The sequence below is a fragment of the Bradyrhizobium sp. 33ap4 genome (assembly GCF_032654765.1).
Taxonomy (GTDB): Bacteria; Pseudomonadota; Alphaproteobacteria; order Rhizobiales; family Xanthobacteraceae; genus Bradyrhizobium; species Bradyrhizobium australafricanum.
The window spans coordinates 38,595-53,766 of record NZ_JAUMTJ010000020.1; the positions used below are offsets into that span (position 1 = coordinate 38,595).

Annotated in this window: 18 protein-coding genes; 6 read left to right on the forward strand and 12 right to left on the reverse strand. The window is 66.4% G+C overall.

The window, feature by feature from the left end; genetic code table 11:
• Positions 1-30 precede the first annotated feature (30 nt).
• Positions 31-972, forward strand: coding sequence for a LysR family transcriptional regulator (locus Q2M23_RS17130; protein WP_316396192.1), 942 nt, complete (start codon positions 31-33; stop codon positions 970-972).
• 47 nt (positions 973-1,019) lie between these two features.
• Here Q2M23_RS17130 and Q2M23_RS17135 read toward each other — a convergent pair whose 3' ends face one another.
• From Q2M23_RS17135 to Q2M23_RS17155, 5 genes are all read right to left on the reverse strand, one after another.
• Positions 1,020-1,724: a PA1136 family autoinducer-binding transcriptional regulator gene (locus Q2M23_RS17135; protein ID WP_092089840.1), complete on the reverse strand. Its 705-nt coding sequence runs from the start codon at positions 1,722-1,724 to the stop codon at positions 1,020-1,022.
• A 156-nt stretch (positions 1,725-1,880) separates the two neighbouring features.
• A complete protein-coding gene (hchA, locus tag Q2M23_RS17140; protein ID WP_253639924.1) occupies positions 1,881-2,756 on the reverse strand; it encodes a glyoxalase III HchA in 876 nt (291 codons plus the stop codon).
• A gap of 100 nt (positions 2,757-2,856) precedes the next feature.
• Positions 2,857-3,552: a GNAT family N-acetyltransferase gene (locus tag Q2M23_RS17145; protein ID WP_316396193.1), complete on the reverse strand. Its 696-nt coding sequence runs from the start codon at positions 3,550-3,552 to the stop codon at positions 2,857-2,859.
• 108 nt (positions 3,553-3,660) lie between these two features.
• Complete coding sequence (locus Q2M23_RS17150; RefSeq protein WP_141342285.1) at positions 3,661-4,305, reverse strand: O-methyltransferase; 645 nt, start codon at positions 4,303-4,305, stop codon at positions 3,661-3,663.
• A gap of 23 nt (positions 4,306-4,328) precedes the next feature.
• Positions 4,329-4,949, reverse strand: a complete 621-nt coding sequence (locus tag Q2M23_RS17155; RefSeq protein ID WP_316396194.1) for a PadR family transcriptional regulator — start codon at positions 4,947-4,949, stop codon at positions 4,329-4,331.
• Between the two features lie 205 nt (positions 4,950-5,154).
• Between Q2M23_RS17155 and Q2M23_RS17160 the strand changes: the two genes are divergently transcribed.
• Positions 5,155-5,508, forward strand: a complete 354-nt coding sequence (locus Q2M23_RS17160) for an MmcQ/YjbR family DNA-binding protein (protein ID WP_057019824.1) — start codon at positions 5,155-5,157, stop codon at positions 5,506-5,508.
• Between the two features lie 21 nt (positions 5,509-5,529).
• Here the strand turns inward: Q2M23_RS17160 and Q2M23_RS17165 are convergent, their stop codons facing one another.
• Both Q2M23_RS17165 and Q2M23_RS17170 read right to left on the reverse strand, forming a co-directional pair.
• Positions 5,530-6,096 carry a hypothetical protein gene (locus Q2M23_RS17165; RefSeq protein WP_018271230.1) on the reverse strand — a complete coding sequence of 189 codons (567 nt, stop codon included), beginning with the start codon at positions 6,094-6,096 and terminating at the stop codon, positions 5,530-5,532.
• Positions 6,097-6,186: 90 nt separating this feature from the next.
• Positions 6,187-7,152, reverse strand: a complete 966-nt coding sequence (locus Q2M23_RS17170; RefSeq protein ID WP_141342284.1) for a GlxA family transcriptional regulator — start codon at positions 7,150-7,152, stop codon at positions 6,187-6,189.
• A gap of 205 nt (positions 7,153-7,357) precedes the next feature.
• Here Q2M23_RS17170 and Q2M23_RS17175 point away from each other — a divergent pair, with 205 nt between their 5' ends.
• Positions 7,358-7,999 (forward strand): HD domain-containing protein, encoded by a 642-nt coding sequence (locus Q2M23_RS17175; protein WP_316396195.1) that lies wholly within the window; start codon positions 7,358-7,360, stop codon positions 7,997-7,999.
• Between the two features lie 7 nt (positions 8,000-8,006).
• Here the strand turns inward: Q2M23_RS17175 and Q2M23_RS17180 are convergent, their stop codons facing one another.
• Complete coding sequence (locus Q2M23_RS17180) at positions 8,007-8,465, reverse strand: SRPBCC domain-containing protein (protein ID WP_057019819.1); 459 nt, start codon at positions 8,463-8,465, stop codon at positions 8,007-8,009.
• Between the two features lie 104 nt (positions 8,466-8,569).
• On the opposite strand from Q2M23_RS17180, the gene Q2M23_RS17185 reads away from it, so the two are divergent.
• On the forward strand, positions 8,570-9,661 hold the full coding sequence (locus Q2M23_RS17185) for an adenylate/guanylate cyclase domain-containing protein (protein WP_229193509.1): 1,092 nt from the start codon (positions 8,570-8,572) through the stop codon (positions 9,659-9,661).
• A gap of 5 nt (positions 9,662-9,666) precedes the next feature.
• Here Q2M23_RS17185 and Q2M23_RS17190 read toward each other — a convergent pair whose 3' ends face one another.
• The gene (locus Q2M23_RS17190) at positions 9,667-9,915 is read right to left on the reverse strand and encodes a hypothetical protein (RefSeq protein WP_229193510.1); all 249 of its coding nucleotides are present in this window, start codon (positions 9,913-9,915) and stop codon (positions 9,667-9,669) included.
• A gap of 92 nt (positions 9,916-10,007) precedes the next feature.
• Between Q2M23_RS17190 and Q2M23_RS17195 the strand changes: the two genes are divergently transcribed.
• Together Q2M23_RS17195 and Q2M23_RS17200 are read left to right on the forward strand one after the other, a co-directional pair.
• Positions 10,008-11,228 carry a helix-turn-helix domain-containing protein gene (locus tag Q2M23_RS17195; RefSeq protein ID WP_316396196.1) on the forward strand — a complete coding sequence of 407 codons (1,221 nt, stop codon included), beginning with the start codon at positions 10,008-10,010 and terminating at the stop codon, positions 11,226-11,228.
• A gap of 133 nt (positions 11,229-11,361) precedes the next feature.
• Positions 11,362-12,009, forward strand: a complete 648-nt coding sequence (locus Q2M23_RS17200) for a glutaminyl-peptide cyclotransferase (RefSeq protein WP_168855640.1) — start codon at positions 11,362-11,364, stop codon at positions 12,007-12,009.
• A 12-nt stretch (positions 12,010-12,021) separates the two neighbouring features.
• On the opposite strand, the gene Q2M23_RS17205 is transcribed toward Q2M23_RS17200, so the two are convergent.
• The 3 genes from Q2M23_RS17205 to Q2M23_RS17215 all read right to left on the reverse strand — a co-directional run bounded on the left by Q2M23_RS17205 (position 12,022) and on the right by Q2M23_RS17215 (position 15,029).
• The gene (locus tag Q2M23_RS17205; protein ID WP_245311731.1) at positions 12,022-12,393 is read right to left on the reverse strand and encodes a hypothetical protein; all 372 of its coding nucleotides are present in this window, start codon (positions 12,391-12,393) and stop codon (positions 12,022-12,024) included.
• A 119-nt stretch (positions 12,394-12,512) separates the two neighbouring features.
• Positions 12,513-13,730, reverse strand: coding sequence for an MFS transporter (locus tag Q2M23_RS17210; protein WP_316396197.1), 1,218 nt, complete (start codon positions 13,728-13,730; stop codon positions 12,513-12,515).
• Positions 13,731-13,862: 132 nt separating this feature from the next.
• Positions 13,863-15,029 carry an ABC transporter substrate-binding protein gene (locus tag Q2M23_RS17215; protein WP_316396198.1) on the reverse strand — a complete coding sequence of 389 codons (1,167 nt, stop codon included), beginning with the start codon at positions 15,027-15,029 and terminating at the stop codon, positions 13,863-13,865.
• Positions 15,030-15,172: the final 143 nt, after the last annotated feature.

Sequence of the window (15,172 nt, forward strand, 5' to 3'; positions counted from 1 at the left end):
TTTGCATCCGATTGATCGATTTCATAGATCATGCTCGACAACCTCACGCTCGATCAGATCCGCACCTTTGTCGCCATCGCCGAGCGCGGCAGCTTCCGCGCCGCCGCGGCCAAACTGGCGCGGGTGCAATCCGCGGTCAGCCATGCCATCGCCAACCTCGAGGCCGAACTCGGCCTGACGCTGTTCGACCGCTCCAGCCATCGCCCGGCGCTGACGGCCGAGGGCAAGGCACTGCTGGGCAACGCGCGCGACCTGCTGCTCCGTGTCGACGCGATGCGGGCGCGGGCACGCGGCCTGGGCGATGGCGTGGAATCGGAACTGTCGCTGGTGGTCGATACGCTGTTTCCGATCGCCGCCGTCGGCGCGGCGCTGACGGAAATGCGGGCGGCCTATCCGTCCGTCAGCGTGCGGCTCGCGGTCGAACCGATGGGCGGTCCGATCGCTGGCTTGACCGAACGGCGCAGCGCGCTCGCGGTCACGGTCGGCGAGGATTTTCGCGATCCGCGTCTTGCGCTCGATGCGATCTGCGCGGTGCAGATCGTCGCCGTCGCCTCCGCCGGCCATCCGCTCGCGCGCCGCGGCCGCAAGAGCGTGGCGGATCTCGCCGATCATCTGCAGATCGTGCTGTCGGATCCGACCCCGCTGTCGGAGGGCCGCAGCTTCGGCGTGCTCTCGCCGCAGATCTGCCGGGTGAGCAATCAGGACACCAAGCACGCCATGATACTGGCCGGGCTCGGCTGGGGCCGGCTGCCGCTCTGGCAGGTGGCACGCGACCTGAAGGAGCGCCGCCTGGTGCGGGTCGAAACCGGCGCGCTCGGCCGCAACGCCACGCTCGCGATGGAGGCCTATCTCGCCCACCGGCTCGATGAACCGCTGGGACCTGCGGCACGTGCATTTGCCGATGCATTGACGCGGATCGCTGCGGGCACGCATGCGCCGAAGATCAGGGCGAAGACGGCGAAGAAACACTGAGCCGCAGCTATCGCTCGCCGGCCCTGTGGCGGCCGACCGCAAGCGCCTCAGTCCTCGATCTCGCCGCTGCGGATCGCAAGCCGGATGGCCTGCGCGGTCGTGGCGACGCCGAGCCGAAGCCGCGCACGCCGCAAATGGTTCTCGACCGTGCGTTCGGACAGGCCGAGCGATGCCGCGATGTCGGCCTGGCGTCGTCCCGCCGAAATCCAGCGCAACACCTCGCGCTCGCGCGGCGACAGGCTCGACGCACCGTTCGGCTCGTGCGCTTCCATCAGCCCGCGGGCGGCGCGGAAGGCCGCGGCGCCGATCATCGTCAGCGCCGCACGCGTCCGCGGCGACGCATCGATCCGCGTTCCGGCGAAGCTCATCGCGCCTTCGAGGCCGGTGCGCCCGAACACCGGAACCTGCAGCCCATGGAAACCGGGCCCGCGCGGCGTGCGCACCACGCGATACTTCTCGCCGCGCGCCGACATCACCTTGGTCCAGAAAAACGCCTGGTCCACATTGAGGAAATTGCGCGTCACCGGACAATGCCGGACATAGGTTTCGGCATCGACGGTCACGCCTTTGCCGAACCAGTCGCCTTCGACCCAGTAGATCCGGTCAACCAGGTCCTCACGTGCCGGCGACGCCGAGAACATCACGAACCGGTCGTAGCCGAGCGGCACGCTCGCGGACCGCACCGCCGCCTGGATCGCGGGCAAGCTCTCGCTGCCCTCGATCGCAACCACGGCTTCGATGTAGCGGTCCATGCGGTGCCATCGTGTCGTGCGGAAGGCCGGTCGCGCGCGGCCGAGCGCGTTGAGGATTTTCCCTCAAGCGAGGTCGGCCTGCAAGGCGCGCGACATTGGCCCGCCACCGGCGGCGGGGCGCGGTTCACCCCGCCCGCAGGTTGAGCCGCCGCCCGCTCAGTGCCCGCCGAGCGTATCGAGCAGAGCCCTTGCGGCTGCCTTGCCGACATTATTGGCGGCGAAGGGGCTGTCACCGGTGATCAGCTTGCGATCCTGATGGGTCTTGCCGGTGATGTCCTTGTTCAGGATCTCAACCCCGAGCGCCTGCAACTGTTCGCCGAACGCCCAGGTCAGCGCGCCCGGCATGTAGCCGATATCGGGCGTGGTCCGATCGATGGCGTCGGGAAATGCGCAGATCTTGTAGCCCTTGAAGGGATAGTCGCCCTTGGCTTCGCCGACCGCGGACGCCAGCAGCGCCGCCGGGCCATGGCAAAGCGAGATGATGTGCTTGTCGTTGTCGAGCGCCCATTTCAGGGCGGCCTTCACGTCGGTGCTTTCGGGCAAGCCGATCAGCGCACCATGGCCGCCCGGGATGAACACCGCGATATAGTCGGAATCCTTGCCGAGCTTGTTTTCGATCACGTCGGAGAGCTTCAGCGGCTGCTTCAGCCTGGCGAGATATTTCTGGTAGATGCTCTTGACCGCGTCATCCTCCTTCGGAAACGCCCAGAGCTCGAATTTGACCGGATTGCCCGACACGGTCGCGATATCGAATTCGAAGCCCGCCTTGTCGAGATGATACATCGGCAACAAGGTCTCGACGGGATGGTTGCCGGTCGAGAACATCGTGCCGTTCTGCAACAGCAGATAGCGCTCGTCCGCGGCGATCATCAGAATTTTCCAGCGGCCGCCCCTGTAGGCGTTGGGATAGTCTGCGCCGGAGAGATCCGACTTGGCCGAGGTGAATTGCCCAAGCGAGTAAGGCGACGGAGAGTAAGCATTGTTCTCCGCCGGATCGGCTACGGGACGCTTGTCCTGGGATTGCTCGGACATCGAGATATCCTCTCTCATCGTGTTGCGATCCGGCAAAGGTAAGCACGAGATCCGCGATGAGGAATGAGGGATTTCCCTCAACCCACTTTGCCGCGCATCCCTACCCCTGCTTCTGCAGCACCGTGATGTGCAGGCGGCGGCGAATCTCCATGCCTTGGCGGCGATAGAGCGCGATCGCCGAGACGTTGCTGGTGAAGACGTGCAGGAATGGAATTTCGCCGCGCGCCACGATCTGGCGGGCGACCGCCGACAGCAGCGCCTGCGCGTAGCCATGGCCGCGATGCTCCGGATGCACGCAGACGGCGGTTATCTCGGTGTAGTTCCCCGGCTTCATCCGTTCGCCGGTCATCGCGACCAGTTCGCCATTGATGCGGATGCCGAGAAAGCTGCCGAGCTCATGCGTCCGCACACTGAACGGGCCGGGCTTTGTCAGCTCCGTCAACGCCATCATCGCAGGAACATCGGTAGCGCCGAGCGTGACGATCTCGACGCCGGGCACAGAATGGTCCGCGGGCACGCCGATCATCTGCTCGCCGGTCTCGGCCAGCAGCACCTTGAACTGCGGCGGCACCGGGACAGGATCGGGCGTGAACAGCACCGCGATGTCAGGTCCCGACAGCAGTGCACCGAGCGCGGCAAAGCTCCTTGGCGACATGTCGACCATGTCGGCGAAGGGTGCGATCGCGAGCGGAAAGCGCCGCGCATCGGTGCCGCCTTCCGCCAGCTCGCGTTGTCTCGTGGTCAGCGCGCTCCAGATTGGGCGATCGAGCGGATGATTGGGCGGGACTTCGGACATGCGGCGCTTCGCTCCTGATTTTCCTCGAACAGAGCAAGAAGCGCAGGCAAAATCCAGCATGGCGTGTTGTGGTTGTGGCTCACAATCACGCCAGCAGGTGAAACCCCGCTACGCCACCTTCAGGCAGAGCTCGGTGCCACCTTTGAGCGGCAGCGTGATCGACACGAAGCCATTGTCGGGATCGCGCACGAACTCCAGGAAATCCGCCTCGGCATTGTCGTTCATGACGTAGCCGCCGACCCGAAGCTGCGGCGCGACGATCTCGATCACCTGGCGCGCCAGCGTCGGCCCCTTGTCGCCCGGCCAGCCGTCGATCAGGATGAAGTCGACGAGACCACCGAGATCGCGCAGCGTCTTGCGCGCATCGCCCTCGCGGATGTCGGCGTAGTCGGCAAGGCCGGCCTCCGCAAGATTGCGCTTCGCCGCTGCGACCTTGGCCGGCACGATCTCCGACCCGATCACGGTGCCGCCGCCATTGTCGCGCATCGCGGCGGCGAAATAGAGCGTCGACATTCCGACCGAGGTCGCGAACTCGGCGACGCGCTGGGCGCGCAAGCCGCGGCACAACAGATAGATCAGCTCGCCCTGCTCCGGGTGGATCGAGAATCCCTGCTCGGCATAGTCGTGCGGGTCGCGGCTGCCGCTCTGCATCGGATTGCCGCGCACGGGCGCCCGGCGGGTGGCCTGCAGGCGCTCGATGACGGCCGTGACGCGGGCATCGCGGATCGCGCTGTGCGGTTCGGCGTTGTACATGAAGGGGCTCCTTTGCGACTGCGTCATTGCTGCAGGATCTCAGCGGCCGCGCGGTCGAGGATCTTTGCGATCCGCCGCGCCTCTGCGGCATCGCAGCCGCGCTTCTGGCGCAGCGCGCTCTTCAGCGCGTGACGGGCGCGGTGCACCTCGTCGGAGGCTTCGCCATCGAAATCGCTCACACCGGCGAAGGCTTCGCGCACCTCCTCCATGCGGCGGCCGATCCGCGACAGCGCCTCGAGAATGGTATCCGCGGTCGCGCGGTTCTCGCCGAGATACGCCATGCCCTGCTCGGTGATGCTGTAGAGCTTGCGCGCCGCGTCCTGGGTGACGCTGGCATGGCCGATCTCCTCGAGGAACGTCAGCGCCGGATAGATCACGCCCGGGCTCGGGCTGTAGAAGCCGTCCGACCGCTCTTCGATCCTCTTGATCAGCTCGTAGCCGTGCGCCGGCTGCTCGCCGAGCAGCGCCAGGATGACCAGTTGCAGATCCTGCGACGAAAGCCGCCGCGATCCCGGAAAATCACCGCCGCCACCCCGCCCGAAGAAGCCATGGCCGCCGCGGCCAAAGCGGTGACCGCCCCTGCCATGCCGGCCCATGGCGAAGAACCCAAACCGGAAGCCGTCATCGTCCCGGTCGCGAAACATCGATCGTCTCATTTGTGCATTCCCTACTGAAAACATATCTTACGATATATCTACAGATGGAGGGACAACAACCCACATTTTCGTGAAATTTCCGAAATGCACGGCGACGACTGCTGGCCGAGGACTGGCCGGGCTCTCAGTCCGGGGCTTGCCGACCTTCATGCGGCTGGCCTATGGCTTTGAACGCCTTCCAGCCCCGCGACTCATGCGCCCCAAGACCTTCGAAGCCCATTGCCTGCGCCTGCCCGCCGCCACCAAGGTGGTGCAATGGGAAGGCACGTCGGTGTTCAAGGTCGGCGGCAAGATGTTCGCGCTGGCCGGCGGCTACATCGAGAGCACCGGCGGCTTCATGTTCAAGACCTCGAACATGGCCTATCACCTTCTGATCGAGCAGGGCCTGGCGCGGCCGGCGCCGTATCTGGCGCGCGCCAAATGGGTGCAGTTGATGGCGAACGACTCCCTGCCCGACGCTGAGCTCAAGGCCTATCTCGACCAGGCGCATGCGCTCATCGCCGGAAAGCTCACGCGGAAGTCGCGCAAGGCGCTCGGGCTCGACTGATCGCCGGAGCCGCGACGCGGCTCAACCACCCAGCGGCTTGTCGGAATCGCCCGACAGCAATTTCGGGAACAGCTCCTTGAAGGCGAACTTGTCGTCGCCCTTGGCGCGGTCGAAGCGCAGCACGACGTCGAACCGGCTGCCCTCCCATTTGGTCGGCGGGGTGCCCTTGCTGACCGGGATCAGCGGAAGGATATCGGAGATGATCGCCTTGTGCTCCCAGCACAGCAGCACGACGCCCTTCAGCGCCAGCACCGCAGGCACCAGCCTCGGCTCATCGCCCTTGCCAAAGCTTTCGTTCGGGGTCAGGCCGCGCCGTGCGGCAAGCGCCGAGATCGTCTCGGCCGGACGGCTCGACGGCGGCTGATTGGCCGTGGTGCCCGGTGTCGCGGCATAGATTGCATCGGGCTTGGCATAGTCACCGCCGGTGAGATCGGTGCCGAACAACGCGGTCCACGCGCCCGCACGCTCCCACCCACGGAGCACAAGCGACTCGGTGTCTGAGACGCCATCCGCGGTGAAACCGGGTCCCGGCCAGGAATCGCCCGGCTTCTCGGCATGACGGATGATGAAGAGCGTGAGCGCGTCCATGGGCGGCCTCTCGGGAGAAGATGTGTGGCAGGATCCGGCGTCGGCGACGTCGATCCTATCCCCGATACAGCCTCCGGTTGATGAACCGCATCACAGTTTGCGAAAACTCGCGCGGTACTGCGCCGGCGACACGCCGAGCCGCTCGGTGAACACGATCCGCATCCGGTCGGCCGAACCGAAGCCGCAGTCGAATGCAACCGCCTTCAGCGGCCGGTCTGAGCCCTCGAGCAGCCGGCGCGCGGCGTCGACCCGCGCCCGCTCGACGAATTCGTGCGGCGTGATTCCGGTCTCCTGCGCAAAGGCGCGGCCGAAATTGCGCACGCTCATGCCGACGGCTTCCGCCAGCGACTGCAGCGTGTGGCGCTCGCCGACATGCTGCATGACATGCGCCTGCGCGCGCGCAATCGGCGAATCCTCATCGACCGGCGCGGTGAGATAGGGACTGAATTGCGACTGCCCGCCCTGGCGCTGCGCCACCACGACCAGGCGCTTGGCCACCGCGACCGCAACCTGCGGCCCGTGCCGCTCGGCGACCAGCGCGAGCCCGAGATCGATCCCCGCGGTCACGCCAGCCGAGGTCATCAGATGTCCGTCGCGAATGTAGATGCGGTCGAAGATCACCTCGGCCGCGGGAAAGCGCGCCGCCAGCCGCTGCGCGTTCTGCCAATGCGTCGTCACCTTGTGGCCGTCGAGCAGCCCGGCATGGCCGAGCGCGAAGGCGCCGGTGCAAATCGAACCATAGAGCTCGGCGCGCGCGGGCGCCCCACGCAGCCACTGTGTCAGTTCGGGATCCGGCGCGGCATCGGGCAATGCCGGCCCGCCCGCCACCAGCAGGATATCGAACCTCTCTTGTGCCTCGGCGAAGCTGAGATCGGCCGATATCTTCATGCCGTTCGACGCGCGGAGCGGTTCGCAGTCGGCACCGACCAGCACGGTCTCATAGCCATCGCCCGCTGGCACAAAGCCGTTCGTCTCCGCGAACACGTCGACGGGACCCGCGACATCGAGCGCCTGAACCCCTTCGTGAATCGCGATCGCGACCCTCTGAACCGCCATGCCTTCTCCCTGCCCGCTGGCGCGAAACGACGTCTGGTTGGCCCGATCCGGCGGCGCGCGATCGTTGCGGGATCGGGCCAAAACGGGCGACAAGCACCCCACGGATCGCGCCATCCGGCGATCCGCACACACCGCAGAGACAAGCGCCGGGCTCGCGTGTTCGCACGCCACGGCATCGTCTTGCCACATCGAGGAGCGTCTTGAAATGACCGAGATCATCGCCGGCATCCGCGTACCCGACAGCGCGATGGCCCGCGCCGCCACCCAGCTGGTATGGGATACCGAGGACGCCCTGCTCTACAATCACAGCCGCCGCGTGTTCTTCTGGGGCGCGCTGACCGGCAACCGCCGCAAGCTGAAATTCGATCCCGAACTGCTCTATATCGGCGCCATGTTCCACGACATGGGCCTCACCGCTGCTCACGCGAGCCCCGATCTGCGCTTCGAGGTCGACGGCGCCAACGCTGCACGCGACTTCCTCAAGGGCTATGGCGTTCCGGAGCGCGACATCGAGGATGTCTGGACCTCAATCGCCCTGCACACCACGCCTGGCGTCCCCGAGCATATGCGTCCGACCATTGCGCTGGTCACCGCCGGCGTCGAGATGGACGTGCTCGGCATCGCCTACGACGATTTCTCGCACGAGCACCGCGACCATGTCTGCGCGCACCATCCGCGCGAGGCGAATTTCAAGGAGAACATCATCGATCATTTCGCCGCCGGCACCATCAGGAAGCCGCTGACGACCTTCGGCAACGTCAAGGCCGACGTGCTGGCGCTGAAGGACATGAACTATAGCAGGACGAACTTCTGCTCGATCATCCTCGGCTCGAAATGGCCGACATGACGCGACGTCAATGGCGGTTGGCAGGACCGTGGTCGGGGCCGGGATCCCGACCGGCGGCCGCGTGGGAGAGCCGGCCCATGTAATGCGCCCAACCCTTGTCGTGGCTCTCGCACTGCGCGGCGTTCGGCAGGCCGCTATGGGTCATGCGGAGCAGCGTGCCGTTGTCCTGCTCCATCAGGTCGATCTCGATCAGGCTCGATCCCGGCGGCACTTCCTCGCTGCCCTCCCAGCCGAAGCTGTAGGCGAGACGATGCACCGGCACGACCTCGCGGAACGCTCCGCGCGCGGCGCGGCTGCGATCACTGCCGAGCCCCTTGAGGAAGTAGAGGCCCCCGGGATGCGTCTCGGTCGCGGCTTCCAGCCCCATCCAGCTTACGATCTTTTGCGGATCGGTCAGGAAGGCGAACACGGTTGCAGCCGGGGCTGCGATCTGGATCTCGCGTTGAACGATGAAGGCTTCAGTCATCGATCCATGCTCCATTGACAGTCGGCGCTCAGGGATAATTCGTGACAAGGGTGGTGCGTCAACCCCATGATACAAGGGTGGTGCGTCAACCCCATGATGGTGTGATGCAATTGTCCTCGACGTTGAGCTGGCTGGTCGACGCCGCCGCCGAGACCGCGGGCGCCAACCGGTTGTTGGCGGACCTCGGTAGCCACCTTATCACGGATGGCCTGCCGCTTGCCGGCGGCGCTCTGACGCTCGAGGTTCCGCACCCCCTGATTGCAAGACGAACCTGGCTGTGGCGTGCCGACAATGGCGAGGTCATCGAAGCGCTCGGATTCGCGCCGGAACAACCTTTTGCGATGCCCGATATGGTGGGATCCGGCGACGCCGGCCGGCGCTGGCTCGGAACTCTCGCGCCCGGCCCGATCCACGAGGGCACGATTGGAACGCGGCCGGACGGCCCGACCCTCGGTTGGATCGGGACACGCGCCTTCACGCCTGCCGAGGCGGATCAATTGCGCGAGGCGGCGCGGTTCATGGCCGCGCCGCTCGCCGCGCTCGCGGCGCGCGCGACACTGACGGCGGCGCTGGAGGCGTATCTCGGCCGGCGCAGCGCCGCGCGCGTTCTGGCATCGCCATTGCGGCGCAATACCGGCGAAACCATCCGGGCGGCACTGCTGTTTGCCGACCTCCGCGGCTTCACCGCGCTGTCGGAAAGCCATCCGCCTGCCGAGGTGATCGCGGCGCTCGATGCCTGGTTCGACCGCATCGCGGGCGCCATCCACGCCTTCGGCGGCGAGGTGTTGAAATTCATCGGCGACGGCCTGCTTGCGATCTTTCCGGTCACGACCAGCGCGCGCAGCGCATCCGAGGCGGCATTGCGCGCGGTGTCGGCGGCGCGCGTCGGCATGGCGCATCTCGATGCAGAGCGACGCAAGCAGGGCTTGCCGCCGTTGCCATTCGGCGCGGCGCTACATCTTGGCGAGGTGCACTGGGGCAATATCGGCGCCGCCGACCGCCTCGACTTCACCGCGATCGGCGCCGCGGTCAATCTGGTGAGCCGGCTCGAAGGGCTCTGCAAGCCGCTCGAGCAGACCGTGCTGGTTTCGGGCGCCCTCGCCGCCGAGACCGAGACGCCGCTGGTCGCGCTCGGCAGTCATGAATTGCGCGGCATTGCGCGGCCATGCGCGGTCTTCACTTTGCCGGAGACTTGAACCGGTCATCTGAACAGGCGCAGCCATGGCGCCAGATGAAATGCGCTCATCAGCGCGTACATCGGGACCATGCCCTGCAATGACAGCGGTCCCTGCATCGCGCCGCAGATCATGTCGGCCGGCGCCATCGCGGCAATCAGCGCCATCACGGCGAAGGTCGGCGCCGCCGCCAGCGACAGAAAGCGCGCCACGATGGGCCCGCGTCCGCTGAACCGCCCCCTCACCCAACCTTCTCGTGTTTCGAAACCGGTCATCGTTCGATCTCTCTGGAGATGATCCATGTCGTCATGTGCTAGGTTAGGACCGGGCCTCGGAGGGTGAGAGTGACAAGTGTGTCGGGATTCGAATGGACTCGCTGATCATAGCTGCGGCGCGCGCGCTCGCGGCGGGTGATCCCCTCGGCGCACTGAAACGGGTGGCCCTGCGCGACGATGCGCCGGCGCTGGCGCTGCGCGGCATCGCGATGGCCCGGCTCGGCGATTTCGCCCGCGCCAAGGAGCTGTTGCGGCGCGCCGGCCGCGCCTTCGGCCCGCGCGAAGCCGTCGCGCGGGCACGCTGCGTGGTGGCGGAGGCCGAGATCGCGCTGGTGTCGCGCGACCTTTCCTTTCCCGGCAAGAGCCTCGCCGCGGCGCGCGCAACGCTCGCGGCACGAGGCGATGCGCTCAATGCCGCCCATGCCGGCTATCTCGAAATCCGCCGCCTGATGCTGATCGGGAGCCTCGATGCGGCCGAGCGCATGCTTGCTGGCCTCGACCCGGCACCGTTCCCGCCGGCGCTGCGGGTCGGCCATGAACTGGTCGTCGCCGGAATCGCGATGCGGCGGCTGCAGACCAAGCCGGCACGCGATGCGTTGGCCCTCGCAAGGGAAGCCGCGCGCCGCGCCGGCATCGCCGAGCTCGCGGCCGAGGTCGAGAGTACCGCGCGCCTGCTCGCCACGCCCGCGGCGCGCCTGATCGCGCGCGGTAGCGAGCGGCCGCTCCTGCTCGAGGAGGTCGAAGCCCTGATGGCGTCGAAGGCGCTCGTCGTCGATGCCTGCCGCTACGTCGTGCGCGATATCGGCACGACGGTCTCGCTGACCCGGCGGCCAGTGCTGTTCGCGCTTGCCCGCGCGCTGGGCGAAGCGTGGCCGCAGGACGTGTCGCGCGGCACGCTGATCGCGCGGGCGTTTCGCGGCAAGCATGCCGATGAATCACACCGGGCGCGGCTGCGGGTCGAGATCGGACGGCTGCGCCGGGCGCTGCGGCCGCTGGCCGATCTCAGCGCGACACCGGACGGCTTTGTGCTCCAGCCGCATGGCCGGCGCGAGGTGACCGTGCTGGCGCTGCCGGTCGAGGAGGAGCATGCCGCGGTGCTGGCTTTTCTCGCCGACGGCGAGGCCTGGTCGAGCTCGGCGCTGTCGGTCGCACTAGGGGCGAGCCAGCGCACCGTGCAGCGTGCGCTCGACGCGCTGGCCGCCACCGGCAAGGTGCAATCGGTCGGCCGCGCCCGCGCCCGGCGCTGGATGACGCCGCCGGTGCCGGGATTCACGACGACGTTGTTACTCCCTGCCCCGCTGCCGAACGGCTAGCATCGGGGCGCAATCGGAAGCGTTTTCGAGCGAAGCGGATACCGGTTCGCGTGAAGAAAACGCGTCAAAGCAGGATTCTGGAGCCTCGATTCTGATTCAATCAGAATTGAAGCTCCAGGCGACAGGAGCGCACATGAAAAAGGCCACGGCCGAGATCATCCGGGAATACGGCCCCTTCGACGGCGTCGAGAACGTCGGCGGCGTCAGCTTCGACGGCGAGCAGGTCTGGTTCGCGGCCGGCGATCGCCTGGTCGCCTTCGATCCCGACAGCGGCAACACCACCCGCACCCTCGATATCGCGGCTCATGCCGGCACCGCCTTCGACGGCAAGCACCTCTATCAGATCGCCGAGGACCGCATTCTGAAGATCGAGCCGAACAGCGGGCGCGTGATATCCACCATCCCCTCACCCGGCGGCGGCCGCGACTCGGGCCTCGCCTGGGCGGAGGGCTCGCTGTGGGTCGGCCAGTATCGCGACCGCACCATCGTTCAGATCGATCCGGAAACCGGCAAGGTTCTGCGCACCATCGAAAGCAACCGGTTCGTCACCGGCGTCTCCTGGGTCGATGGCGAACTCTGGCACGGCACCTGGGAAGGCGATGAAAGCGACGTGCGGCGCATCGACCCGCAGACCGGCGAAGTCATGGAAAAGCTGGAGATGCCGCAGGGCGTGTTCGTCTCTGGCCTCGAGTCCGACGGCGCCGACCGCTTCTTCTGCGGAAGCGGCTCCGCCAACAACAAGGTGCGTGCCATCCGGCGACCGAAGCGCAGCCGCACGTGAAGCGATTTGCGATCACCTTTCGGCCAGTGAAAGAATAGAGCGGATCACCTGACGCTTCTCGTCCGACAAACCCGCGAGCAGCGCCTCGTCGAGATGCTGTTCTCGGATGAGCCGTGCGAAGACAAGCGGGAGCTGCGAGTATCGATAGTCGAACATCTCATCGAGCTCCCTCCTTCGCTGGTGCAGATACTCGCCAACTTCCCACATCTCCGACGGCGTCGCTGCCGCAACGGCCCTGCTCTTGAATTCGACCATCACCTTGGCGAGTGCGCACTCCACCGCCGAATCATAGGCCTTGCGCGCAATCTTCTTCTCGGCCGGGGACCATTGGAGATCACGGTACATAGTGGGCTCTCGTGCGCCTGACGTCGTGCCAACAGTCATGGCATTCAGCCGTAGACGCCCGACCGATGCAATGACACCACAACGTTGCCCCTTTTGCCCGCCGCTCGGCAAGACCAATGCGTCTGTCCGAGCGGCGCGCTGCATGACGGAGTTAAACCTCATGCCGGCGCAGGCACCGCCGTGGGCCGCGCCGCCGGCATCGGGCGGAAGGTCATCATGATCAGGAACGCGCCGATGCCGACCGCCCAGGAGCCGACATAGAGCCACGTGTAGCTCGCGAAGGTGTCGTAGATCAGCCCACCGGCGAGCGGTCCGGTCGCCATGCCGAGGCTGCCGGCCATCGCGGTGCCGCCGATCACCGTACCCATCATCCGCAGCGGAAAATTCTCGCGGATCAGCACGGAATACAGCGGCATGGTGCCGGCATAGATGAAGCCGAAGATCGCGGCGACCGCGTAGAATGCGGCGAGCTCGCGCACGAAGACGTAGCCGAGCGCGCCGAACGCCTGCGCCAGCAATCCGAGCACCAGCACGCGCTTGGCGCCAAAGCGGTCGCCGAGCAGGCCGAAGGCGATGCGGCCGCCCATCCCGGCGAGCCCTTCGACGCTGTAGATCGTCACCGCAGCAACCATCGGAATGCCGCAGGTGACCGCGTAACTCACGGTATGGATGATCGGGCCCGAATGGGTCGCGCAGCAGAAGAAATTGGTCGCAATCAGGATGATGAATTGCGGCGAGCACAGCGCCTGCGCCAGCGACATCGGCGGTTCGCCGTTTTCGGAGACCGCTTCAGCGTGGTCGCCCTGCAGCGCCGGCGGGCGGCGCACCAGGAATGAGACCGGGATCATGATCGCGCCGACCACGCCCGAGACGATCAGCATCGCGGTGCGCCAGTCGTGGTGGGAGATCAGCCAGGCCGCAAGCGGCGACATCGTCATCGGGGCCATGCCCATGCCGGCCGACACCAGCGAAACGGCGAGGCTTCGATGGGTGTCGAACCAACCGGTGACGCAGGCCATCATCGGCGCGAAGATCGCCGCCGTTGCCGCGCCGACCACCGCGCCGAACACGAACTGAAAGGCCAGCAGCGATGTTGTCTGGCTGGCCAGCGCGAGGCTTGCCGCCAGCACGACCGATCCGGTCAGCACCACCGGAAGCGGCCCGAAGCGGTCGGACAGCGTGCCCCAGATCATGCTGGTGAAGGCCATCGCGAGAAAGCCGATCGTCATCGCGCTGGAAATGCCGGTCACCGACCAGCCGGTCTCGCGCGCCATGGGCTGGAGGAACACCGGCAGCGAGAACATGCCGCCGATCGCGACACAGCCGAGCAGGCCGCCAGCCGCGGCGATCACCCAGCGATAGGTTGAATTGCTCATTCCGGAACTCCTATGCAGCTCGTTCTGGCTGCAAGACGAACGGACCGGAGTGGAACCGACAGCTGGCGCGCCCGCCAGCTCACTTTTTTGCGAGCGTGGCGTCTGGCGCGGCTACCGAGATATTCCTTCTGGTCAGTGGCCAGCCAGACTGCACCCCGGCTTCGGTGCGATCTCGCCGAGTGCTCGCACCTGCACGAATTCCGAACCCTGCGTCCTGGCGATGAACATGCTCATCGCCGCTTGATGGTCCTGACCGAGCGTGACAGGGCCGGTCGGCGACGGAATGGCGAGGTCCGCCATCGCGTCGATGATCGCCTCCTTGTCGAGCTTGCCGGCCTTCTCGGCCGCCGCCTTGAGCGCGATCAGCGTGTTGTAATGCGTCATCACATAGTTCGACACCGCGACACCCGGCTCTGCGGCGGCGCGCGCCTTCGCCACGAACGCCTTGACGGCCGGATCCTCGCTCGCCGCGACCGCCGGCACCACTGTGACCATGTTCTGGCCCTTGCCGCGGAAGATGCCGAGGTCGACCTCGGACAGTCCGAGGAATGCCACGGTGATGTCCTTTAGCAATCCGGCCTCGTCGGCCTGCCGGATGAAATCCATCCCGTCGCCCTTCAGCGCGAACAACAGCACCTTGGCCTTGCTCGCCGCGACCTCCTTGATCAGCGGTGAAAAGTCGGTCTCCGTCCCCAGCGTGTATTTGGTCGCGACCACCTTGCCGCCGAGCTTCTCGATCAAGGGCTGCGCGATGCCGAACATCTGGTGCGGCCAGACCCGGTCGGCGCCGAGCAGGAAGTACGTGTTGCCGAAGGTTTGCGTCATGTAGGGCAGCAGCTGGCCGAGCTCCTGGCTCGGCACCGCGCCGAACGAAAACAGATAGCGGCTACATTTGCCGCCCTCGTAATTGGTGGCATAGAGCAGCGGCGTCTTCGAGCTCTCGGCAAGCGGCACCAGCGCATTCAGGTTGCGCGAGGTGATCGGACCGACCACCGCCAGCACGCCCTGCTTCTCGACCAGCGAGCGCATCGCCTCGGCGGCCGAACCCGGCCGGGTCTTGTCGTCGACATAGATAACCTCGACCGGCCGGCCGAGAATGCCGCCCACCGCGTTGATATCCTTGGCGGCGAGATCGAGCCCGAGTTTCGCCTGCTGGCCGTAAAGCTCGACCCCGCCGGAAAACGGCAGCACCGCGCCGACGCGGATCGGTTCGCCGGATTCCGCTGCGCACGAAGGCTGCAGCAACGCGGCGCAGACTAGCAGCGCGAGCGTCGTGCAGATGATCGAGCGTGATGCCATGTACGTCGTCCCTTCAAGCTTGATACAACCATGCTTGATCGAGGTTATCGGCGCGGCACTGAAGAATTCGTCAAGCGCGCCCCCATTTGCGTCACATTCGAGGCTATGCTCACTCCGCGCGTCGAGAATTTCCGCGCGCCTTC